We start from the raw sequence: 22,149 nt of genomic DNA, 5'->3' as shown, positions 1-22,149 counted from the left end.
CCGGTCCGACACCCGTAGGGTTTTACCCGCCGACGGCGGGAGTACGGATATATGCCAACGGGGATCGTCGGGGAGTTCCTCGATCTCAAGGCGGAGACCGACGCGGACGTCCTCGCCATGCAGTGCGGCGACTTCTACGAGTTCTTCGCGGACGACGCCGAGCTGGTCGCCGACGAGCTGGACCTGACCGTCTCGCAGAAGTCCTCGCACGGATCGTCGTACCCGATGGCGGGCGTGCCGCTCTCCGAGCTGACCCCGTACGTGAAGGCGCTCGTCGAGCGCGGCTACCGGGTCGCCGTCGCCGACCAGTACGAGACCGACGACGGCCACGCCCGCGAGATCACCCGCGTCGTCACGCCCGGAACCCTTCTCGAAACGGCCGACGACGACGCGCGATACCTCGCCACGGTCGTCCGCGAGGGGGACGGGCCGGCTGCCGGCTCGTCGGCGGCCAGCGGCGACGCCAGCGGCCCCTACGGGCTCGCGCTCGCCGACGTGACCACCGGTCGGTTCCTCGTCACCGAGGTAGAAACCGCGGGCGACCTCCGCGCGGAGCTGTACCGCTTCGACCCCGCCGAGGTCCTTCCGGGGCCTCACGTCCGCAACGACGACCGACTGCTCGGGGCGGTCCGCGAGGACCTCTCGGGGTCGGTGTCGGTCTTCGACGCGGAGGCGTTCGCGCCGGGGCGCGCCAAACACGCGGTCCGCGAGCAGTTCGGCCGGGAGACCGCGGACAGCGTCGGGATCGACTCCGAACCGGCGCTGCGCGCGGCGGGCGCGGTGCTCGGCTACGTCGAGGAGACCGGCGCGGGCGTGTTGGCGTCGATGACCCGACTCACGGCCTACGACGACGGCGAACACGTCGCCGTCGACGCCACGACCCAGCGCAACCTCGAGCTGACGGAGACGATGCGCGGCGACGCCGACGGCTCGCTGTTCGAGACGGTCGACCACACCGTCACCGCCGCCGGGGGGCGGCTCCTCCGCGAGTGGCTCACCCGACCGCGCCGAGACCGCGAGGAGCTCGACCGTCGGCTCGACGCGATCGCTGCGCTCGCGTCGGCGGCGCTCGCGCGCGACCGTCTCCGGGAGACGCTCGGCGACGCGTACGACCTCGAACGGCTCGCCGCGCGGGCGACGAGCGGAAGCGCGGGCGCGCGGGAACTGCTCTCGGTGCGGGACTCGCTCGCGCTGGTGCCGGCGCTCGCCGACGCCGTGTCCGGGACCGCGCTCGCGGACTCGCCGATCGCCGCGATCCTCGACCGGATCGACCGCGACCGCGCCGCCGCCCTCCACGCGGAGCTCGCTGACGCGCTCGCGGACGACCCGCCCAAGACGAAGACGCAGGGCGGGCTGCTTCGAGAGGGGTACGACGAGGAGCTCGACGAGCTGATCGCGAGCCACGAGGAGGCGGCCGAGTGGCTCGACACGCTCGCGGAGCGCGAGAAGCGGCAGTACGGGCTGAGCCACGTCACCGTCGACCGCAACAAGACGGACGGCTACTACATCCAGGTCGGCAAGTCGGTGGCAGACCAGGTGCCCGAACACTACCGCGAGATCAAGACGCTGAAGAACTCGAAGCGGTTCGTCACCGACGAGCTGGAGGAGCGGGAACGCGAGGTCCTCCGGTTGGAGGAGGCGCGCGGCGAGCTGGAGTACGAGCTGTTCGAGGCGCTCCGCGAGCGGGTCGCCGACGACGCCGAACTGCTGCAGGACGTGGGACGGGCGGTCGCCGAGACCGACGCGCTCGCGTCGCTGGCGACCCACGCGGCCGGAAACGACTGGACGCGCCCCGAGCTTGCCGACGAGCGCCGGCTCGACGTGGAGGCGGGGCGCCACCCGGTGGTCGAGCGGACGACCGACTTCGTGCCGAACGACCTCCGGCTCGACGCGGAGCGCGGCTTCCTCATCGTCACCGGCCCGAACATGAGCGGGAAGTCGACGTACATGCGGCAGGCGGCGCTGATCCAGCTGCTCGCGCAGGCGGGCTCGTTCGTCCCCGCGCGGGCGGCCACGGTAGGGCTCGTCGACGGGATCTACACGCGCGTCGGCGCCCTCGACGAGCTCGCGCAGGGCCGCTCAACGTTCATGGTCGAGATGCAGGAGCTGTCGAACATCCTCCACTCGGCGACCGCGGACTCGCTCGTCATCCTCGACGAGGTCGGCCGCGGCACCGCTACCTACGACGGAATCTCGATCGCGTGGGCCGCGACCGAGTACCTCCACAACGAGGTGCGCGCGCGCACCCTCTTCGCCACGCACTACCACGAGCTGACGACGCTCGCCGACCACCTCCCGCGCGTGGAGAACGTCCACGTCGCCGTCGACGAGCGGGACGGGGAGGTGACGTTCCTCCGAACCGTCCGCGAGGGCCCGACGAACCGGTCGTACGGGGTCCACGTCGCCGACCTCGCCGGCGTCCCGGAGCCGGTCGTCTCCCGCGCCGACGCGGTGCTCGACCGGCTCCGCGAGGAGAAGGCGATCGAAGCGAAGGGGGGAGAGCGAGGCGGAGGCGGCGGGGGCGGGACCCCCACCGACACCGCCGAGGGCGACACGAAGCAGGTCGTCTTCGACCTCTCGTCCGGATCGTTCTCCGAAAGCGACGGCGCGGAGTCGGCCGCGGCCGACGATCCCGGCTCCAGAGGAGGTCGAAACGGGGCGACTCCGGGGTCGGAGTCAGACGGCGCCGGTGGGACCACGGGGGCCGCGGAGACCGCAGGAGCAGCTGAGACGGCGGACAGCGCGGAGACCGGTCGGCTCGACCCCGAGACCCGAGCCGTGATCGAGGAGCTGACCGACGTCGACGTGGCGGAGACGGCGCCGGTGGAGCTGCTGTCGCGGGTCCAGGAGTGGCAGTCGCGGCTCGACGAGAGCCGCTGACGACCCGCGGAGCGGGAGCGTCTGACGTAAGAACTAATGTCCGACCTCGTCGTTTACTGTGTATGGGTATTATGAGCAAGATCCTCGGCGGCGGCGGGAACCGCTCCGTCGACGACTACGTCGAGCTCGACCTCGACGACTTCGCCGAGGCGCACGCGGACACGGGGATGCAGGTACACATCGCGGAGATCGGCGACCAGGGGGACGTGATCCCGATCAAAGACGCCGTCTACGACGGCGACTTCGTCATCGCGGACATCACCCGCCACTCCACGTCGGACCGGACGATCGAACACATCATCGACGAACTGCGGCAGGTCGCACAAGAGGTGGACGGCGACATCGTCCAGAAGGGCGACGACCAGATCGTCGTCACGCCGACCGGCGTGAGCATCTCGCGCGAAAAACTGTAAGACGGCCGTCGATTCGCCGCGCCGCGGCCGAACCGTGTCATATATGCCCGTCTCGCGCCCACGTACGACCGAATGGACGAGCCGGTCCTGCTGACGGGCGCCGGCGGACGGGTGGGGCAGGCCATCCTCCGCGGCATCGGCGACGACTACGAGTGGCGACTCCTCGACAGGGAGCCGCTCCCGGCGGCGAAGGTGCCCACCGGAGTCACCGACGCCGACCGGTACGTCGCCGACATCACCGACGCGAGCGCCGTCCGAGAGGCGATGGCCGGCGTCGGCTCGGTGATCCACCTCGCGGGCGACCCGCGGAAGACGGCGCCGTGGGACTCCGTGATCCGGAACAACATCGACGGGACGCAGGTCGTCATGCGGGCGGCCGCCGACGCCGGCGTCGAGCGGTTCGCGTTCGCCTCCTCGAACCACGCCGTCGGCGGCTACGAGACCGAAGAGCGCACCCCGGACCTGTACCGTACCGACGACGACTACCGGCTCGACGGCACTGAACTCCCCCGCCCCGGAAATCTCTACGGCGTCTCGAAGGCGACCGGCGAGGCGCTCGGTCGCTTCTACCACGACGAGTTCGGCATGAGCGTCGTCTGTGTCCGCATCGGGAACCTCACGAAGGACCACCCGCCGCGGGAGTACGAGCGCGGGCAGGCGATGTGGCTCTCGCACCGCGACTGCGCGCACCTGTTCGACCGGTGTCTGCAGGCCGACTACGGCTACGAGATCGTGTACGGCATCTCGAACAACGACAGACGCTATTACTCGATCGAGCGCGCCCGCGAAGCCCTCGGGTACGACCCCGCCGACAACTCCGCCGACTACACGTTCGAGGGGGAGCCGAAGACCGAGGGCAGCGGCGCAGGCGGAGGCGACGGACCGGCCGACGACGGCGAAGCCGGTCTCGACGACGGGCCGGCCGATCCCAACTTTCCGACTGACCCCGACACGCCGACCGACGGCGCCTGACCGCCCGAGACGTTCTTAAAAAAGGTCGTCGACGTCACGCCGCTTCCGCTCCGCCAGTTCCACGTGGTCCGCGAGCCGCGCCGCCACCTGCGGGCGGGCGTCGGGGCTGCGGAGGAACGCGAACAGCAGCTCCGCGAACCGCGTCCGGCCGGTGCCGCGCTCCCCCCGCGCGAGCGACGCCGCGGTCTCGAAGGTCTCCTCGTCGCCGGGCGCGATCGCGTCGGCGAGCGCGGGCGCCGCGAGCAGCGTCGCCGACAGGTCGAGGTCGCCGAACCGCGGCGCCGCGCCCTCGATCCGGAGCGTCGGCGGGGCCGAGCGCTCGACCGTCTCCGGGTCGGACGCGAGCCGGCGGCACCAGTCGCGAACGGGCCCGACATCGACACCGCGCAGCGTCGGCGGAACGCCGGCGAGGTACTCCTCGGCGTTGCTCGCGCAGCCGACCGCGCCGGACCAGTTGCGGCCACCGGCGTGGTGGGTCGCCGCCGCAGCCGCGATCAGGCCGTGGAGCAGGCGCTCGTCGTCGCCCGCCGCGAGGGGAAGCCAGGCCGCCTCCCACGGGTCGTGGGCCGCGAGAACGTGTCCCTCGTTGAACAGGGCGGCACCGGCGCGGAGCGCGGCTGGCACGGTCGGACTGTCGTCTCCGTCGCCGGAAGAGTCGGCGGCGGGCCCGTCGTTGGGGCCCTCGGCGGCGGCCTCGCGGGCGCCGGGCGCTCCGGCGTCGGAACCGGACTCGCGATCGGTCATATCGACTCGTCGGGGACTCCGACGTATAAGCGATGAGGCCGACCGCGACCACCGCCGGGATCGAAACGGGGGGAGGGCCGAACGGCAGCGGGGAGGCGGAGGGGCGGCCAAACGTCAGCGGGGAGACCGATGGAACGAAGCGATTCAGCCGTCGGCGGCGCCGGTGGGTTCGTCGCCGGGCGCGGGGAGCGCGCGCTCGAACGCGCGGTCGAACGCGTCCGGGTAGCGGCGGTGGAGGGCCGCACCGGCGACCGCGCCGGCGATGGAGGCCGCAGCGAACGCGACCGCGGTCGGGAACGCGGCGACCGCGAGCGTCAGGACCGGCAGCGCGGCGAACACCGCCGTCGCGCGCCACGAGGGCGCGCGGTCGGACGGGGCCGGACCGGCGTAGAGGTCGGGGTGTCTCGTGCGTCTGGAGGGGGAGTCTCGTTTCATCGTCGTGTGGTTGGGGTCGGGTGGATGGCGCGAAGCCTCGCGCCGCGGTCGGAGTCGATGCGTCAGTCGGGGACCGCGTCGACCGTGGTGTGGCCGGCGGCGTCCGCTACCGGGGACGCGCCTTGTGGACCCCGACGATCTCGGTGAGGTCGTCGACCGCGGCGTCCGGCGCGAGCCGGAGCGACGCGTCGACCTCGACCGTGAGGTCGTTGAGGCGCGGCCGGAGAGAGACGACGTCGACGGTCTCGACGTCGACGCCGTCACGGCCGGCGAGCTTGGCGCGGACCCCGGCGTGGAGGTCGCCCGCGGCGTCGCGGGGGACCGCCAGCCGGAGCGCGACATCGGTCGCGCGGTGGCAGGGGTGGACTGCCATACGGACCCGGGAGGGAGTCGATTCCTCAGCCCGGGGCTCTGCCGCTTGAGCTACCGGGTCCACGTGTCGGAAGGGGGGAGAGAAGGCGGCGCTCGCTCCGACGGGCGAAGCCGGCCGCCCCCGCGTCGGGGTCACGCGGCGACGGCGTCGAAGCGAGCGACGACCGTTCCGCAACCCCGCTTCCCGACGCTCCAGAGGGGGGCGAGCGTCGGGATGGTGTCGCGAACGGTCATGGTTGAGACGCCCAGTGGGTGGTTCCGCACGGGCGTATTCTCATTGACAGGAGGAACCGAATTAATAGTTGCTTGTGTGTGCGGATCAGTCGCGTGATTCGTCCCAGTTGAAATATGTCTTAGGGTTATTGAGTGCGGACCCACAGCGGCAGCGGACACCCGCGCAGCCGACCAGTACACTAAGGAGGACGGCGAACGTATCGCTGGTAGACGTGTCCAGCCTGTTGCCGGTCATCGCGGCGATCCTCGTGTCGGGACTCGTCGTCCAACTGCTCGCTCACCGCCTGAAAGTACCGAGCGTCATCTTCTACCTCCTCATCGGGGTCGTGTTGGGGCCGGAGGTGCTGGGGCTCGTAACGCTCGAAACGTTCGGAAGCGGGCTCGAGATAATCGTCGGGATCAGCGTCGCGATCATCGTCTTCGAGGGGGCGTTCGCCCTGCGGATCGAGCGGATCCGAGGGGCGTCCACGGTGTCGCTCCGACTGGTGACGGTCAGCGCCCTCGTGATGTTCGTCGGAACGGCGATCGCGGTCCGGTTCCTCGAGGGCGCCAACTGGGAGATATCGCTACTCATCGGCGCGCTGCTAGTGGCGACGGGGCCGACCGTGATCACGCCGATACTCAATGTGGTTCGCGTCAGAGACCACGTCGCGACCGCCCTGGAAACCGAGGGCATCGTCAACGACGTGACGGCGGCGATCGTCGCCGTGGTGATCTTCGAGACGCTGTTGCTCGACGATCTCGGCGTTCCCGCGACCGTGGCCTCGTTCTTCCAGCGGCTCGGTGTCGGCGTGGCCGCCGGGGTGCTCGCGGCGGTGATCATCTACTTGCTGTTGGACAGCGAGTACGTTCCGGAGCGCGACGTGCAGGCGTCGCAGTTCCTCGTGTTGGCGGCGGCAGTGGGGGCGTTCGGGGCCGCAGAGGTCGTCGCCGCCGAAGCGGGCATCGCGGCGGCGGCGACGAGCGGGATCCTCCTCGGGAACCTCGACATCGCCCACAGAGAGGAGATCGAGGAGTTCGCGGAGAACACGACGCTCGTCGTCCTCTCGTTCGTGTTCATCTCGCTGGCCGCGCTGATCGACGTCGAGGCGATCGCGGCGCTCGGCCTCGGGGCCGTCGGCCTCGTGCTCGTGATCATGCTCGTGCTCCGACCGCTCGGGGCGATCATCGCTACCGCCGGCGTCGAGCGGTTCACGTGGCCGGAGCGACTGTTCCTCGCGAGCGTGGGCCCGCGCGGGATCATCCCGGCGAGCGTGGCCACGCTGTTCGCGATCGAGCTGGAGCTCGCGGGGAACGTGGCGGCGGGCGAGCTGCTGGTCGGGACGGTGTTCGCCGTCATCTTCGCGACAGTCGCGATCGAGGCCGGGCTCGCGCGACAGATCGGCGACGTTCTCGGAGTGTCACCAATGCGCACGATAATCATCGGCGGCGGCCGGGTCGGCCGGGCGCTCGCCACACGACTGGAGCGGCGAGGCGAGTACGTCGTCATCGTCGAGATCGACGACGAAGAGAGCGAGCGGGCCCGCTCGGAGGGGTTCACCGTGTACGAGGGAGACGGCAGCGACGCGGAAACGCTGCGCGGCGCCGGTATCGGTGACGCCAAGCGGGTGATCACGGTGACCGGCGACGACGACATCAACCTCCTCGCGTGCCAGCTCGCGATCACGAAGTTCGACGTCGAGATGGTGTACTCGCGCGTGAACCAACCGGGCAACGTGGACGCCTTCAACAGCATCGGCGTGAAGGCGATCGACTCGCCGACGGCGACGGCGGTGGCCATCGACGACGAGATCGAGCGCCCGGCGATCACCCACTGGATGAACGAGCTGGGCGACAGCCACGACGTCCAAGAGGTCGCGGTAACCGCGGAGAACCTCGCCGGGAAAAGCATCCGCGACCTCAACGCGCAGATCCCCGACGGCACCTTCGTCGCCGTCGTCAGCCGCGACGGGGAGAACCACGTGCCCTCGGCCGATAGCGTGCTGGAGTACGGCGACCACGTCACCTTCATCGGCGATTCGGACGCGGTCAGGAAGGCGATGGATCGGTTCCACCCGCACGATTAAGACGCCGGCCGGGCGGTTCCGCCCGTTCGCGGATCGAGGGGGAGGAGCGGCGGACCGGCGCTCAGCTGTTTATAAATGGTCTGCAGCGAGAGATCGTCCCTCGGCGTCTCTACCCGTTTATAAATGGCCGTTGTTGGCGGCCACTCGGGGGCACGCGCCACCGAAGTTTCGTTTATAAATCGCGAACGGTCGGAGCGTGCAGCGCGGGACCCACGCACGGCTCGCGATGCTCGCCGTTTGGTGTGTTCGAAAGCGTCCTGACGGAGTCTCACGCGAGCGAAGCGAGCGTGAGGCACGTCAGGACCGAACGCAGCGGCTATCAAACGAAGTGAGACAGCAGCAAAGTGAACGTCCTGACGGAGAGTTGAACTCGGAAAGACGGTCGGCCTCGCTTCGCTCGGCCGCTGCGACTTTTCTGCTCAAATCTCCGCGGCGTTTTCGGATGTACGCACGGCTCGCGATGCTCGCCGTTCAGTGCATCCGAAAACGTCCTGACGGAGATTTGAACTCCGGTCCCTGGCTCCGCAAGCCAAGAGGATAGTCCACTACCCTACCAGGACTCAAATGAACGTACCGCGCTGGTACTTAAGACGGTTACGGTCCGCGAGACCCGTGACGAACGGTCCCACACGTCTCGGTCCGACCGGCGCGATCGCGCGGGGGATTGCACACCTTTTGTATCGATGGGACCGATGGACGGGTATGACGACGCTCCGACCCGGGACGGCGACGCCGCGGATCCCGCGGACCGAACGCGCCGATTCGACCGTGAGACCCCCACAAGGACAACGCTTATCCGCGGACTCGATAACCGATGAGGTACGCGTATGGGAGTGATAGAGGACGTCTACGACGATCTCGACACCGACGTGGAGTTCGAGGAGTTCGAGGCGGCGGTCGAGGACAAGGTCGAGCAGATGGGCGGGCTGGCCGACGAGGAGACCGCTGCGATGCTCATCGCGCACGAGCTGCGCGACGAAGAGGCCGACACGATCGCCGACATCGAGCCCGGTATGAACGACGTGAAGTTCCTCGGGAAGGTGACGTCCATCGGCGACGTCCGCACCTTCGAGCGCGACGACGAGGAGGCCGAGGAGGGGCGCGTCTGCAACGTCGACGTCGCGGACGCCTCCGGCTCCGTGCGCGTCGCGCTGTGGGACGACATGGCCGCCGCGGCCGAGGAGGAGCTTGAGATCGGCCAGGTGCTCCGCGTCATGGGCCGCCCGAAGGAGGGGTACAGCGGCCTCGAGGTGAGCGCTGACAAGGTCGAACCCGACGAGGACGCCGAGGTCGACGTGCAGGTGCTCGACACCTACCGCGTCGAGGACCTCTCGCTCGGCGCGTCGGACGTGGACCTCGTCGGACAGGTGCTCGACACCGACTCCATCCGCACGTTCGACCGCGACGACGGCAGCGAGGGGCGCGTGGCCAACCTCACCGTCGGCGACGAGACGGGTCGCGTGCGCGTCACGCTGTGGGACGGCAAGGCCGACCTCGCCGACGAGTTCGAGGCCGGCGAGGTCGTCGAGGTCGGCGACGGCTACGTCCGCGAGCGCGACGGCGACTTGGAGCTCCACGTCGGCGACCGCGGCACCGTCGAGCGCGTCGACGAGGACGTGGAGTACGTCCCGGAGACGACCGACGTCGCCGACTTAGAGATCGGAGAGACAGTCGACATCGGCGGTGGCGTCATCGAGACCGACCCGAAGCGCACGTTCGACCGCGACGACGGTTCGGAGGGACAGGTCCGGAACGTCCGCATCAAGGACGACACCGGCGAGATCCGCGTCGCGCTGTGGGGGGACAAGGCCGACCGCGAGATCGAACTGGCCGACCGCGTCGTCTTCACCGACGTGGAGATCCAAGACGGCTGGCAGGACGACCTCGAGGCCTCCGCGAACTGGCGCTCGACCGTCACCGTCCTCGACGAAGGGGGCGACGCGACCGGTGGGGCGACGGCGGGGACGTCAGACACCGGCACCGGGAGCGACGGCCGCGGCGCGAGCGACACCGGGCTCGGCGCCTTCGCCGAGGATGGACAGAAGGCAGCCGCCGAGGCCGTCGCCGGTGAGGCCGGAGACAACGAGAGCGATAGCGGGGGTTCCGGAACCGGCGGTGCCGCAGCCGCGGCGGCCTCGACGACCGACGGCGTCGAGTTCACCGGGACGGTCGTCCAGACCGGCGACCCCGTCGTGTTGGACGACGGGCAGCAGACGAAAAGCGTCGAGACCGACGCGAGCCTGCGGCTCGGCGAGGAGGTCACGGTTCGCGGGACGGAACGCGACGGGACGATCGACGCCGACGACGTGTTCTAGTCGCCGCGATCACGGCGTCACGGGGAGAGCGAACTGCGGGGGGATGCGGCGAGACGCCGAGCGATACAGCGACGCATCGAGTAGCCACGACGCCAGCGCTGAGGCGCGGAGACGGCGGTAACGGAAAGCGTTATACGGTACACGGACGCGACTGTGTGTATGAGTGTCGAGTTGCCGTTCGCGCCGGTCGACGGGATCATCCGGCGGAACGCCGGGGACCTCCGCGTGAGCGCGGACGCCGCCGAGGAGTTGGCTCGCCGGATCCAAGCGCACGGCGCGGAGCTGGCGATCGGCGCGGCCGAACGGGCAACCGAAGACGGGCGAAAGACGCTGATGGCGTCCGATTTCGGCGTCGAACAGGTGATCAGTCGCGAGGAGCTCACCCTCCCCGTCGCGCCGATCGACCGCATCGCCCGGCTCCGGATCGACGACCGATATCGAGTCGGCGTCGACGCCCGCATCGCGCTGGCCGACATCCTGGAGGACTACGCCGAGAACGTCGCGAGCGCCGCCGCGACGCTCGCGCGTCACGCTGACAGACGGACCGTACAGGCCGAGGATATCGAGACGTACTTCGCGTTATTTGAGTAGATGCGCTTCGGCTACAACGAGCGGTGTCTCGAACACGACACCGGCGAACGGCATCCGGAAAACCCGGACCGACTGCGCGCGATCCGCCGCGGGCTGGCGAAGCGACACGGCGTCGAGTACGCGGAGGCGGACCCGGCGACGCGCGAGGAGGTCGTCGCGGTCCACGACGCGGAGTACGTCGACGAGTTAGAGTCCTTCGTCGCCGACGGCGGGGGGAGCTGGGACCCCGACACCGTCGCGAGCGAGGGAACGTGGAACGCCGCGCTCGCCTCGGCCGGCCTCTCCCAGTGGGCGGCCCGGTCCGCGCTCGACGGCGCCGACGGACGAGACACCCCCTTCGCGCTCGGACGGCCGCCGGGACACCACGCGGTCCCCGACGACGCCATGGGCTTTTGCTTCTTCAATAACGCCTCCGTCGCGGCCCAAACGGTCCTCGACGACGGGGCCGCCGACCGCGTCGCGATATTCGACTGGGACGTACACCACGGGAACGGAACCCAAGACGTGTTCTACGACCGCGACGACGTCCTCTACGCGTCGATCCACGAGGAGGGGCTGTATCCGGACACCGGCGCGCTCGACGAGACCGGCCGCGACGAGGGCGAGGAGACGACCGTGAACCTCCCGCTCGCGGCCGGCGCGGGCGACGCTGATTACCTCTACGCCATCGACGAGGCGATCGCGCCGGCGCTCGAACGGTTCGACCCCGACCTCCTGATCGTCTCGGCCGGGTTCGACGCCCACCGGCACGACCCGATCTCGCGGATGCGCGTCTCCTCCGAGGGATACGCGCTGATGACCGACCAGCTCCGGTCGGTGACCGACGATATCGGGGCCGCGACCGCCTACGTCCTCGAAGGCGGATACGGGCTCGACACGCTGGCCGAAGGCGTCTCGATGGTCCACGAGACGTTCGACGGGCGCACTCCCGTCGACAGCGACGAGGACCCCGACGAGAAGACGGAGTCCCTGGTGGCCGAACTGCGGGAGCTGCTCGACCTGTGAATCCGAAAGGCCGACGATAGGCATTTACGGCGTCGAGTGTGTGAGGGATGCTCGTCCCAGGTGAGGGAGTGCGCTCCGCGCCTCGCTCGCCGTATTGTTCGTCGAAAGCGCTCGGAGCGGGATTTGAACCGGAATCAGACGTGCTCGCTCCCGTCGGTCGCTGCACGCGACTGATCGGGTTCACATCCTTACCGAGAGTTCGTCGACCCCGGTACGGCTCGCTACGCTCGCCGGTCGGAGTCGACAGAGAACGCCCGGAGCGGGATTTGAACCCGCGTCACGACCGTGACAGGGTCGTATGATGGGCCACTACACCATCCGGGCAAACAGCGACAGACCCCGAAGCGTGGGGACGCCCGGAGCGGGATTTGAACCCGCGTCACGACCGTGACAGGGTCGTATGATGGGCCACTACACCATCCGGGCTTGTCGCAATCATCCGTACCCCTGTCTGGCAAATAAGGCTTGTCATCCCCAGCGACAGTGGGGATAGGTGACAGGGAAAGACGGCGTCGTCGTCGCGCGACTTTTGGGGAGCCGCGAGAGCGGGCGAGACGGCCGTCCCCCGACGACTTGGGTGCAGTGCGCCGGTCTCTGCTCACGGGACCGCTCTATCCGACGGGCGGCGGTACCCTTTTGTGTGATACCCGCATGAGTAAGAGTATCGCACGCCCCCGTCGCCGTGAGCCGTGCGCGGCGGAGCCGCTTGGCAAGCCTTATGACGTTGGCGCATATAGCGATCTGTAGTATCTCGTGATAGCTTCTTTCAATAACCACCACCCATGGTAGACGTAAGCCAACACGAACTCGTCCCGGACCACGTTCTCCTCGAGCCCGAAGAGGTCGACGAGGTTCTGGCGGAGTACGACGTGAAACGGACGAACCTACCGAAGATCAAACGCACTGATCCCGCGCTCCCCGACGAGGCAGAGGTCGGCGACGTGGTGAAGATCGTTCGAAACTCCCGCACGACCGAGGAAGCGGTCGTGTACCGATTAGTCGTCTCATGAACAGGCAAGACCGACGCGTGGTGTCACGCGAGTACTTCTCGGACGAACGGCTCGCCGAACACCACTTCCGATCGTTCAACAACTTCCTGGACCGCGGCATGCAGGAAGTCGTCGACGAGAAGGAGACGATCGAGACCGACATCGGCGACAAGGAGGGCCAGGAGCCCGTCTACGTCGAACTCGGCGACGTGCGGATGGTCACTCCGCGCGTTCGCGAGGCCGACGGCTCCGAAGAGCTGCTGTACCCCCAAGAGGCCCGGCTTCGGAACATCACCTACTCGGCGCCCGTGTTCATGGAGATGTCCATCGTGCGCGGCGGCGAGGACGAGCCCGAACAGGTCGTCGACACGACCGAGACCAAGGTCGGCCGGATGCCGATCATGGTCGGCTCGGACAAGTGTAACATGGCCGGCTTCTCCGACGAGGAGCTCATCGACATCGGCGAGGACCCGGTCGATCCCGGCGGCTACTTCATCGTCAACGGCTCCGAGCGCGTGCTGATGACCTCGGAGGACCTCGCACCGAACAAGATCCTCGCGGAGTACGACTCGAAGTACGGCGACGAGATCCAGGTCGCGAAAACGTTCTCCCAGCGCCGCGGCTACCGCGCCTTAGTGCTGTGCGAGCGCAACCGCGAGGGGCTGCTCGAAGTGTCGTTCCCGTCCGTCTCGGGCTCGATCGACTTCGTGACCCTCGTCCGCGCGCTCGGGCTCGAATCCGACGAGGAGATCGTCCACCGCGTCTCGGACGATCCCGAGATCGTGAAATTCATGCTGGAGAACTTGGAGGAGGCCGACGTGCAGACGACCGAGGAGGCCATCGAGACCCTCGGCGAGCGCGTCGCCTCCGGTCAGGGGAAGAACTACCAGCTCAAGCGGGCGAACTACGTCATCGACCGCTACCTCCTCCCGCACCTCCACGAGGAGGGCGTCGAAGAGGAGGACGTGCGGATCAACAAGGCGTACTATCTCTGCCGGATGGCCGAGGCGTGCTTCGAGCTCGCCCTGGACCGCCGCGAGGCCGACGACAAGGACCACTACGCGAACAAGCGCCTGAAGGTCTCCGGCGACCTGATGCGCGACCTGTTCCGGACCGCGCTGAACAAGCTGGCACGCGACGTGAAGTACCAGCTCGAACGCGCGAACATGCGGAACCGCGAACTCACTGTCAACACGGTGGTTCGCTCCGACGTGCTGACCGAGCGGCTCGAACACCCGATCGCAACGGGGAACTGGGTGGGCGGCCGCTCCGGCGTCTCCCAGCTCGTCGACCGGACGGACTACATGGGCGTGCTCTCGCACCTGCGACGCCTGCGCTCGCCGCTGTCGCGCTCGCAGCCGCACTTCAAGGCGCGAGACCTTCACGCGACCCAGTGGGGTCGCATCTGTCCCTCCGAGACGCCGGAGGGGCCGAACTGCGGGCTCGTGAAGAACTTCGCGCAGGCGATGGAGCTCTCACAGACCGTAGACGACGAACAGGGGCTGAAACGAGAACTGGCGTCGATGGGTGTCGAGGGGATTCCCGGCATCGAGGGCGTCGAACGACAGACGGCGGACGACTAATATGGCTCAGGCAGAACGCGAAGCGAAGGTGTACGTCAACGGGAGCCTCGTCGGGACCCATCCGGACCCCGAGGCCCTCGCCGAACAGATCCGCGAGGCCCGCCGACGCGGCGACGTCTCGGAGATGGTGAACGTCTCGGTCAAAGACCGGACCCAGGAAGTGATCGTCAACGCGGACGCGGGACGCGCCCGCCGCCCGCTGATCGTCGTCGAGAACGGCGAGCCCCTGCTGGGCGACGAGGAGGTCGAGGCCGTCGAACGCGGCGAGGTCGAGTTCGAGGACCTGGTCGAGCGCGGCTACGTCGAGTTCATCGACGCCGAGGAGGAGGAGGACATCCTCGTCGCCGTCGACGAGGAGGACGTGACCGAGGACCACACGCACCTCGAGATCGACCCGCAGCTCGTGTTCGGTATCGGCGCGGGGATGATCCCGTACCCCGAGCACAACGCGAGCCCCCGGATCACGATGGGCGCGGGGATGATGAAGCAGTCGCTCGGGCTCCCCTCCGCCAACTACCGCATCCGACCGGACACGCGGCAGCACCTGCTGCACTACCCGCAGCTGGCGATGGTGAAGACGCAGACGTCCGACCAGATCAGCTTCGACAAGCGGCCGGCGGCGCAGAACTTCGTCGTCGCCGTGATGTCCTACGAGGGCTTCAACATCGAGGACGCGCTGGTGATGAACCAGGGCTCCGTCGACCGCGCGCTCACCCGCTCGCACTTCTTCCGGACCTACGAGGGCGAGGAGCGGCGCTACCCCGGCGGACAGGAGGACCGCTTCGAGATCCCCGACCAGGACGTGCGCGGCGCCCGCGGCGAGGACGCGTACACCCACCTCGACGAGGACGGCCTCGTCAACCCCGAGACGAAGGTGGACGAGTCCTCGGTCCTGCTCGGCAAGACCAGCCCGCCGCGCTTCTTGGAGGAGCCCGACGACATGGGCGGGCTCTCCCCGCAGAAGCGCCGCGAGACGAGCGTGACGATGCGCTCGGGCGAGTCCGGCGTCGTCGACACGGTGACGCTGATGGAGGGCGAGGACGGCTCCAAGCTCTCGAAGGTGAAGGTGCGCGACCAGCGCGTCCCCGAGCTGGGCGACAAGTTCGCGTCCCGACACGGCCAGAAGGGCGTCGTGGGCCACCTCGCGCCCCAGGAGGACATGCCCTTCACCGAGGAGGGGGTCGTCCCCGACCTCGTGATGAACCCGCACGCGCTGCCGTCCCGGATGACGGTCGGCCACGTGCTGGAGATGCTCGGCGGGAAGGTCGGCTCGCTGCGCGGCTCGCGGGTCGACGGCACGCCGTTCCAGGGCGAAGACGAGGAGGAGCTCCGCGGCGGGCTGGAAGAGCACGGGTTCAAATCCTCCGGCAAGGAGGTCATGTACTCCGGCGTCACCGGCGAGAAGATCGAGGCGGAGATCTTCGTCGGGACGATCTTCTACCACAAGCTGTACCACATGGTGTCGAACAAGCTCCACGCCCGCTCGCGCGGGCCGGTGCAGGTGCTCACGCGCCAGCCGACCGAGGGCCGCGCCCGCGAGGGCGGCCTGCGCGTCGGGGAGATGGAGCGCGACACGATCATCGGCCACGGCGCGTCGATGGTGCTCAACGAACGGCTCTTGGAGTCCTCGGACGCCGAGACGGTGCACGTCTCCGCGGAAACGGGGCTCGTCGCCGTCGAGGACCGCGAGCAGCGCCGAGTGTACGACCCGGTCACGGGCGACGAGGACGACATCCACGAGCTCGAGGTGAGCTACGCGTTCAAGCTCCTCCTCGACGAGATGATCGCCCTCGGCATCCGACCGAAACTCGAACTGGAGGACGCAATTTAAATGTCAATGCAAACACCGAAAGTGCTCGGCGGCATCGACTTCGGCCTCATGGACCCGGAGACGTACCGGGACATGTCGGCGACGAAGGTGATCACGGCCGACACGTACGACGACGACGGCTACCCGATCGACATGGGGCTGATGGACCCGCGGCTCGGCGTCATCGACCCCGGCCTGGAGTGTCGGACCTGCGGCTCTCACTCCGGCTCCTGTAACGGCCACTTCGGCCACATCGAACTCGCGGCCCCCGTCATCCACGTGGGCTTCACGAAGCTCATCCGGCGGCTGCTCCGCTCGACGTGCCGCGAGTGCGGCAAGCTCGCCTTGGACGAGGCCCAGCGCGACGAGTTCCGCGACCGCTACGAGCGAGCGAAGGAGCTCGGCGACGACGAGCACGACGTGTTGAAGGCCGCCGTCCGGCAGGCCCGGAAGGCGTCGACCTGCCCGTTCTGCGGCGAGCCGCAGGCGGACATCAAACACGAGAAGCCGACCACGTACTACGAGGTTCAGGACGTGCTCTCGGGCGACTACTCCGAGCGCATCGCGGCCGCGATGCAGCCCGACGAGGAGGAGGACGACCCCGGCACCTCGCCGCAGGAACTCGCCGAAAAGACGGACATCGCCTTAGACCGGATCAACGAGATCATGGCCGGCGAGTTCCGCCCGCGCAAGGAGGACCGCCGCGCCATCGAGAAGGCGCTCGACGTCGACCTCACCGAAGAGGACATGAACAAGCTGATGCCCTCGGACATCCGCGACTGGTTCGAGGACATCCCGGACGAGGATCTTGAGGTCCTCGGCATCGACTCCGAGCACTCCCGCCCGGAGTGGATGATCCTGACGGTGCTGCCGGTCCCGCCGGTCACCACCCGACCCTCCATCACGCTCGACAACGGCCAGCGCTCCGAGGACGACCTCACGCACAAGCTGGTCGACATCATCCGGATCAACCAGCGGTTCATGGAGAACCGCGAGGCGGGCGCCCCGCAGCTGATCATCGAGGACCTCTGGGAGCTCCTCCAGTACCACGTCACCACGTTCGTCGACAACGAGATCAGCGGGACACCGCCGGCGCGGCACCGCTCCGGCCGCCCCCTCAAGACCCTCAGCCAGCGGCTGAAGGGGAAGGAGGGCCGCTTCCGCGGCTCGCTGTCGGGGAAGCGCGTCAACTTCTCCGCCCGGACCGTCATCTCGCCCGACCCGACCCTCTCGCTGAACGAGGTCGGCGTCCCGGACCGGGTCGCCAAGGAGATGACCCAGACACTCAACGTCACCGAGCGCAACGTCGAGGAGGCGCGTCAGTACGTCCGGAACGGGCCCGAGGCTCATCCCGGTGCGAACTACGTCCGACGCCCCGACGGCCGCCGGCTGAAGGTGACCGAGAAGAACTGCGAGGAGCTCGCCGAGAAAGTCGAGGCCGACTGGGAGGTCAACCGCCACCTCGTCGACGGCGACATCGTGATCTTCAACCGGCAGCCCTCGCTGCACCGGATGTCCATCATGGCCCACGAGGTCGTGGTGATGCCGTACAAGACGTTCCGGCTCAACACCGTCGTCTGTCCCCCGTACAACGCCGACTTCGACGGCGACGAGATGAACATGCACGCGCTGCAGAACGAGGAGGCCCGCGCCGAGGCGCGCGTCCTCATGCGTGTCCAAGAGCAGATCCTCTCGCCGCGGTTCGGCGGGAACATCATCGGCGCCATTCAGGACCACATCTCCGGGACGTACCTGCTCACGCACTCGAACCCCGAATTCACCGAGACGCAGGCGCTGGACCTGCTGCGCGCGACTCGCGTCGACGAGCTGCCCGAGGCGGACGGCGTCGACGACGAGGGGCGCGAGTTCTGGACCGGCCGGACGCTGTTCTCGGAGCTGCTCCCCGACGACCTCTCGCTGGACTTCACCTCCTCGACGGGCGACAGCGTGCTCATCGAGAACGGCCAGCTGGTCGAGGGGACGATCGACGAGGACGCCGTCGGGGCGTTCGGCGGCGAGGTCGTCGACACCCTCACCAAGGAGTACGGCGAGACGCGCTCGCGCGTGTTTATCAACGAGATCGCGTCGCTGGCGATGCGCGCGATCATGCACTTCGGCTTCTCGATCGGGATCGACGACGAGTCGATTCCGCCGGAGGCCGAAGAGCAGGTCGACGACGCCATCGAGAGCGCCTACGACCGCGTCCAGGAGCTGATCGCGACGTACGAGGCCGGCGAGCTGGAGTCGCTGCCGGGCCGCGGCGTCGACGAGACGCTGGAGATGAAGATCATGCAGACGCTCGGGAAGGCGCGCGACTCGGCCGGTGAGATCGCCGATCAGCACTTCGGCGACGACAACCCGGCGGTCGTGATGGCCCGCTCGGGCGCCCGTGGGTCGATGCTGAACCTCACGCAGATGGCCGGCTCCGTCGGCCAGCAGGCGGTCCGCGGCGAGCGGATCAACCGCGGTTACGAGGACCGGACGCTCTCCCACTACAAGGAGAACGACCTGTCCGCGGAGGCGCACGGCTTCGTGGAGAACTCCTACCGCGGCGGGCTCACGCCCGAGGAGTTCTTCTTCCACGCGATGGGCGGCCGCGAGGGGCTGGTCGACACGGCGGTCCGGACCTCCAAGTCCGGCTACCTCCAGCGTCGGCTCATCAACGCGCTCTCCGAGCTGGAGGCGCAGTACGACGGCACGGTCCGGGACACCTCGGGCCGGATCGTCCAGTTCGAGTTCGGCGAGGACGGCACCTCGCCGGTGAAGGTCTCCTCCGGCGAGGGCGACGGCATCGACGTCGACGACATCGTCGACCGGGTCGTCGACTCCGAGTTCGAGTCCGACGACGAGAAAGACCGGTTCCTCGGCGAGCGCGCGCCGCCGACGAACCTCTCGGAGCATTCCGGACCGGGCCTGAACAAGGCCTCGGGGGTGGAGTCGGATGACTGAGTACGACCACGTCACCGACGACATCGAGGCGGTCGTGGAGGCCACCGAGCTTCCCAGCCGTCTCAAAAACGAAGTGTACGAGGCGATCGACCGGAAGGCCGAGGAGACCGGTGAAGTCACCATCGAGCAGGCGACCGACATCGCCACCGGCGTCGAGAATCGGTACATCGAGACGCGGGTCGACCCGCTCGACCCCGTCGGCACCGTCTCCGCGCAGTCGATCGGCGAGCCCGGGACGCAGATGACGATGAACACGTTCCACTACGCCGGCGTCGCGGAGATCGACGTCACGCAGGGCCTCCCCCGGCTCATCGAGCTGGTGGACGCCCGGAAGACGCCGGACACGCCGATGATGACGGTCCACCTCGAAGGCGAGTACGCCACGGACCGCCAGAAAGCCCACGAGGTCGTCTGGTCCATCGAAGCGACGCGCATCCTCGCGCTCGGCGACGTGTCGACGAACGTCGCGGACATGCTGGTTCGGATCGACCTGAACGACGACACCCTCCTCGAACGGTGGCCGACCCACTCGGACCCGTCCGAGGTCGCGGCCATCATCTCCGAGACGATCGAGGACTCGCTCGGCGTCAACACTCGGCAGTCGGGGACCGTCGTGGAGTTCGGGCCGAACGAGCCGAGCTACCGCGAGCTGCTCCAGCTCGTCGAGCGGCTCCGGGAGATCGTGTTCAAGGGGATCGAGGAGATCGAACGCGTCGTCATCCGGAAAGAAGAGATCGACGGCGAGGAGGAGTTCGTCCTCTACACCGAGGGGTCCGCGTTCGGCGACACCCTCGACATCGAGGGCGTCGACGCCTCTCGCACCACGTGTAACAACATCCACGAGATCTACCGCAACCTCGGGGTCGAGGCGGCCCGCGAGACGATCATCGACGAGACGAAGAACACCCTCGAAGAGCAGGGGCTCGACGACGTGAACGTCCGTCACCTGATGCTCGTCGCCGACATCATGACGAACAACGGCGAGATCGAATCGATCGGTCGCCACGGCATCTCGGGCTCGAAGGACTCGGTGCTCGCACGCGCCGCGTTCGAGGTGACGGTCAACCACCTCCTCGACGCCGCGGTCCACGGCGAGTACGACGAGCTCGACGGCGTCATCGAGAACGTCATCGCCGGCAAACCGATCTCGCTCGGTACCGGCGACGTCGACCTCCGGATGGGGTCGCGCGTCGTGGGCGACGACTGATGCGCGTCGAGCTCTCCGACGAGGCGCGGCGCTACATCGGTCGCTTCGACGAGCTGACCGGGGTCGCGCCGAAGGACTGCCTCGTGGAGGGCGACCGGCTCGTGTTCCTCGTGCCGGCCGGCGAGATGGCCGCCGCGATCGGACAGGCCGGCGAGACCGTCGAGGAGGCGGAGCGGCGGCTCGGCAAGTCCGTCGACCTCGTCGAGGACGCGGACACGCCGGAGGCGTTCGTCGCAAGCGCGCTCGCGCCCGCGGCGGTCAACGCCGTGACGATCTCCGAACAGAACGACCGGGTCGCGTACGTCGAGGTCCCGGAGCCGGACCGCGGCGTCGCCATCGGCGCGGACGGCGTCAACATCGAGACGGCGCGGACGCTGGCGGAGCGGCACTACGACATCGACGACATCCAACTGACCTAAGGGCGGAACCCCGCGCTCTTTTGCCGGCGCGCCCGTTGGTCGCAGTATGGACCGTAGACGCTTTCTCCTCGGAGCCGGGACCGGAGTCGCCGTCGGAATCGCGGGCTGTCTCGGCGGCGGCGGAGCGGACCGCCCGTTCCCCGACGCGGACTGGCGCGACGAGGACGGCCTCGACGTGGCGACCCTCGCGGAGACCCACGTCGAGGCGATCGTCGACGCGGAGGGCGCCACGCTGTTCTCGACGGCGGAGACGACCCACGACGGCGACGCGGAGCCGGAGGCGTGGCTCCCCTCTCAGGAGTACGAGTCCGCGTACGACGTCGAGAACGGGCGCCAGTACGTGCGACAGGAGCTGACCGAGACCGAAGCGACCGACGTGGCGGAACTGTACGTCACCGACGGCGAGGCGTTGGTCCGCCGGCGAGTCGGCGACGAGACGCAGTACGCCCGTCAGTCGACCGACCGGTCCGACGGGGACCTCGAAGACGCGATGGCCGCGGAGGTCGTGACGGGGATTCGCGTCGAAGGGGAGACCGCGGGCGGAGAGGCGGAGTACGAGGGACTGGACCTGTGGAATCCGACGAGCGACGGGGAGAGCGAGGTGCGCGACGAGCCGGCCGCGCGGTTCACCGCCGACTCCTTCGAGGGGGAGCGGAACATCCCCGAGACGGTCGAGACCGCGTCGGCGACGGTCCAGGTGTACGAGTCCGGCGTCGTCCCCCGACTCGAACAGTCGTGGGCGGGCCCGCACGGCAGTCAGGAGGCGGCCGTCGATGTCGGCATCGACTACCGCGACCTCGGCGCGACGGTGCCGGAGCCGGACTGGGTCGAGGAGGCTCGAGCGGACACGAGCGCCTGATCCGCGAACGCCCGATCCGTTGACCGGAGCGCGGGGTAGGTCCGCCGCCGCGAACACCGGACTTGCGGACGCGTTTGCGAAGGCGTTCTCGGTGTGGTTCCAGACGAAACGACGGGCGCTCTCGCCGGCTTACCGGTTCAACGGAAGCCAGCGCCCGTCGTTTCCAGTCCGTACTCGGTCCGCAAAACACCCTCAGAACGGACGAGAGGTACCGTTCGAGCGATCTGAGGGCGTTTCTCCGTGTCGAAAGACGACGCTTAAGTAGCTCCGTTCGGAAGTGGATGTACGATGGCGAACGGCAAATAC

General features: G+C 68.5%; 17 protein-coding genes and 3 tRNA genes. 14 read left to right on the top strand and 6 right to left on the bottom strand.

Going from position 1 to position 22,149, the window contains the following annotated elements:
* Positions 1-51 precede the first annotated feature (51 nt).
* The 3 genes from mutS to azf all read left to right on the top strand — a co-directional run bounded on the left by mutS (position 52) and on the right by azf (position 4,265).
* Entirely contained in the window at positions 52-2,880 is a 2,829-nt protein-coding gene (gene mutS, locus C468_RS09680) for a DNA mismatch repair protein MutS (RefSeq protein ID WP_008848701.1), read from the top strand.
* Between the two features lie 62 nt (positions 2,881-2,942).
* Positions 2,943-3,293: a cell division protein SepF gene (locus C468_RS09675; RefSeq protein ID WP_004048756.1), complete on the top strand. Its 351-nt coding sequence runs from the start codon at positions 2,943-2,945 to the stop codon at positions 3,291-3,293.
* A 72-nt stretch (positions 3,294-3,365) separates the two neighbouring features.
* Positions 3,366-4,265 (top strand): NAD-dependent glucose-6-phosphate dehydrogenase Azf, encoded by a 900-nt coding sequence (gene azf / locus C468_RS09670; RefSeq protein WP_008848700.1) that lies wholly within the window; start codon positions 3,366-3,368, stop codon positions 4,263-4,265.
* Positions 4,266-4,280: 15 nt separating this feature from the next.
* Here azf and C468_RS09665 read toward each other — a convergent pair whose 3' ends face one another.
* The 3 genes from C468_RS09665 to C468_RS09655 all read right to left on the bottom strand — a co-directional run bounded on the left by C468_RS09665 (position 4,281) and on the right by C468_RS09655 (position 5,817).
* Positions 4,281-5,009, bottom strand: coding sequence for a DUF309 domain-containing protein (locus C468_RS09665; protein ID WP_008848699.1), 729 nt, complete (start codon positions 5,007-5,009; stop codon positions 4,281-4,283).
* Positions 5,010-5,153: 144 nt separating this feature from the next.
* Complete coding sequence (locus C468_RS09660; protein WP_008848698.1) at positions 5,154-5,444, bottom strand: hypothetical protein; 291 nt, start codon at positions 5,442-5,444, stop codon at positions 5,154-5,156.
* A gap of 106 nt (positions 5,445-5,550) precedes the next feature.
* Positions 5,551-5,817 carry a hypothetical protein gene (locus tag C468_RS09655; protein ID WP_008848697.1) on the bottom strand — a complete coding sequence of 89 codons (267 nt, stop codon included), beginning with the start codon at positions 5,815-5,817 and terminating at the stop codon, positions 5,551-5,553.
* Positions 5,818-6,274: 457 nt separating this feature from the next.
* Here C468_RS09655 and C468_RS09650 point away from each other — a divergent pair, with 457 nt between their 5' ends.
* Positions 6,275-8,116 (top strand): cation:proton antiporter domain-containing protein, encoded by a 1,842-nt coding sequence (locus C468_RS09650; RefSeq protein ID WP_008848695.1) that lies wholly within the window; start codon positions 6,275-6,277, stop codon positions 8,114-8,116.
* A gap of 487 nt (positions 8,117-8,603) precedes the next feature.
* Here C468_RS09650 and C468_RS09645 read toward each other — a convergent pair.
* A tRNA-Arg gene (locus C468_RS09645) sits at positions 8,604-8,676 on the bottom strand.
* A 267-nt stretch (positions 8,677-8,943) separates the two neighbouring features.
* Between C468_RS09645 and C468_RS09640 the strand changes: the two genes are divergently transcribed.
* From C468_RS09640 to C468_RS09630, 3 genes are all read left to right on the top strand, one after another.
* Complete coding sequence (locus tag C468_RS09640) at positions 8,944-10,431, top strand: single-stranded DNA binding protein (protein WP_008848694.1); 1,488 nt, start codon at positions 8,944-8,946, stop codon at positions 10,429-10,431.
* Positions 10,432-10,590: 159 nt separating this feature from the next.
* Complete coding sequence (locus C468_RS09635) at positions 10,591-11,022, top strand: histone (protein WP_008848693.1); 432 nt, start codon at positions 10,591-10,593, stop codon at positions 11,020-11,022.
* Positions 11,023-12,027, top strand: a complete 1,005-nt coding sequence (locus C468_RS09630; protein ID WP_008848692.1) for a histone deacetylase family protein — start codon at positions 11,023-11,025, stop codon at positions 12,025-12,027.
* A gap of 251 nt (positions 12,028-12,278) precedes the next feature.
* Here C468_RS09630 and C468_RS09625 read toward each other — a convergent pair.
* Positions 12,279-12,351: transfer RNA gene (locus C468_RS09625), tRNA-Asp, on the bottom strand.
* Positions 12,352-12,380: 29 nt separating this feature from the next.
* Positions 12,381-12,453: transfer RNA gene (locus C468_RS09620), tRNA-Asp, on the bottom strand.
* A 356-nt stretch (positions 12,454-12,809) separates the two neighbouring features.
* Between C468_RS09620 and C468_RS09615 the strand changes: the two genes are divergently transcribed.
* The 7 genes from C468_RS09615 to C468_RS09585 are packed head-to-tail and all read left to right on the top strand — an operon-like array spanning position 12,810 to position 21,843.
* Positions 12,810-13,037, top strand: coding sequence for a DNA-directed RNA polymerase subunit H (locus C468_RS09615; RefSeq protein WP_004048733.1), 228 nt, complete (start codon positions 12,810-12,812; stop codon positions 13,035-13,037).
* On the top strand, positions 13,034-14,599 hold the full coding sequence (locus C468_RS09610; protein WP_008848691.1) for a DNA-directed RNA polymerase subunit B'': 1,566 nt from the start codon (positions 13,034-13,036) through the stop codon (positions 14,597-14,599). Before C468_RS09615 ends, C468_RS09610 begins: the two co-directional genes overlap by 4 nt.
* A 1-nt stretch (position 14,600) precedes the next feature.
* Entirely contained in the window at positions 14,601-16,430 is a 1,830-nt protein-coding gene (gene rpoB / locus C468_RS09605; protein WP_008848690.1) for a DNA-directed RNA polymerase subunit B, read from the top strand.
* A 6-nt stretch (positions 16,431-16,436) separates the two neighbouring features.
* Positions 16,437-19,358, top strand: coding sequence for a DNA-directed RNA polymerase subunit A' (locus tag C468_RS09600; RefSeq protein ID WP_049912167.1), 2,922 nt, complete (start codon positions 16,437-16,439; stop codon positions 19,356-19,358).
* On the top strand, positions 19,351-20,565 hold the full coding sequence (gene rpoA2 / locus C468_RS09595; RefSeq protein ID WP_008848688.1) for a DNA-directed RNA polymerase subunit A'': 1,215 nt from the start codon (positions 19,351-19,353) through the stop codon (positions 20,563-20,565). Before C468_RS09600 ends, rpoA2 begins: the two co-directional genes overlap by 8 nt.
* Positions 20,565-20,984, top strand: coding sequence for a NusA-like transcription termination signal-binding factor (locus tag C468_RS09590; protein WP_008848687.1), 420 nt, complete (start codon positions 20,565-20,567; stop codon positions 20,982-20,984). Before rpoA2 ends, C468_RS09590 begins: the two co-directional genes overlap by 1 nt.
* A 46-nt stretch (positions 20,985-21,030) precedes the next feature.
* Positions 21,031-21,843, top strand: coding sequence for a DUF7537 family lipoprotein (locus C468_RS09585; protein WP_008848686.1), 813 nt, complete (start codon positions 21,031-21,033; stop codon positions 21,841-21,843).
* The last annotated feature ends 306 nt before the right edge of the window (positions 21,844-22,149 follow it).

The sequence above is a fragment of the Halorubrum kocurii JCM 14978 genome, from assembly GCF_000337355.1.
Classification (GTDB): domain Archaea; phylum Halobacteriota; class Halobacteria; order Halobacteriales; family Haloferacaceae; genus Halorubrum; species Halorubrum kocurii.
Note: the sequence above shows the minus strand (reverse complement) of the source record. Positions and strands in the feature narration are given on the sequence as shown.

What these genes read in the sequence shown, in the direction of transcription:
- C468_RS09630 (WP_008848692.1), top strand. Translation starts at nt 11,023, where the DNA reads ATGCGCTTCGGCTACAACGAGCGGTGTCTCGAACACGACACCGGCGAA.
- C468_RS09610 (WP_008848691.1), top strand. Translation starts at nt 13,034, where the DNA reads ATGAACAGGCAAGACCGACGCGTGGTGTCACGCGAGTACTTCTCGGAC.
- C468_RS09660 (WP_008848698.1), bottom strand. Translation starts at nt 5,444, where the DNA reads ATGAAACGAGACTCCCCCTCCAGACGCACGAGACACCCCGACCTCTAC.
- C468_RS09590 (WP_008848687.1), top strand. Translation starts at nt 20,565, where the DNA reads ATGCGCGTCGAGCTCTCCGACGAGGCGCGGCGCTACATCGGTCGCTTC.
- C468_RS09585 (WP_008848686.1), top strand. Translation starts at nt 21,031, where the DNA reads ATGGACCGTAGACGCTTTCTCCTCGGAGCCGGGACCGGAGTCGCCGTC.
- rpoA2 (WP_008848688.1), top strand. Translation starts at nt 19,351, where the DNA reads ATGACTGAGTACGACCACGTCACCGACGACATCGAGGCGGTCGTGGAG.
- rpoB (WP_008848690.1), top strand. Translation starts at nt 14,601, where the DNA reads ATGGCTCAGGCAGAACGCGAAGCGAAGGTGTACGTCAACGGGAGCCTC.
- C468_RS09640 (WP_008848694.1), top strand. Translation starts at nt 8,944, where the DNA reads ATGGGAGTGATAGAGGACGTCTACGACGATCTCGACACCGACGTGGAG.
- C468_RS09635 (WP_008848693.1), top strand. Translation starts at nt 10,591, where the DNA reads ATGAGTGTCGAGTTGCCGTTCGCGCCGGTCGACGGGATCATCCGGCGG.
- C468_RS09615 (WP_004048733.1), top strand. Translation starts at nt 12,810, where the DNA reads ATGGTAGACGTAAGCCAACACGAACTCGTCCCGGACCACGTTCTCCTC.
- C468_RS09675 (WP_004048756.1), top strand. Translation starts at nt 2,943, where the DNA reads ATGGGTATTATGAGCAAGATCCTCGGCGGCGGCGGGAACCGCTCCGTC.
- C468_RS09655 (WP_008848697.1), bottom strand. Translation starts at nt 5,817, where the DNA reads ATGGCAGTCCACCCCTGCCACCGCGCGACCGATGTCGCGCTCCGGCTG.
- C468_RS09600 (WP_049912167.1), top strand. Translation starts at nt 16,437, where the DNA reads ATGCAAACACCGAAAGTGCTCGGCGGCATCGACTTCGGCCTCATGGAC.
- C468_RS09665 (WP_008848699.1), bottom strand. Translation starts at nt 5,009, where the DNA reads ATGACCGATCGCGAGTCCGGTTCCGACGCCGGAGCGCCCGGCGCCCGC.
- azf (WP_008848700.1), top strand. Translation starts at nt 3,366, where the DNA reads ATGGACGAGCCGGTCCTGCTGACGGGCGCCGGCGGACGGGTGGGGCAG.
- mutS (WP_008848701.1), top strand. Translation starts at nt 52, where the DNA reads ATGCCAACGGGGATCGTCGGGGAGTTCCTCGATCTCAAGGCGGAGACC.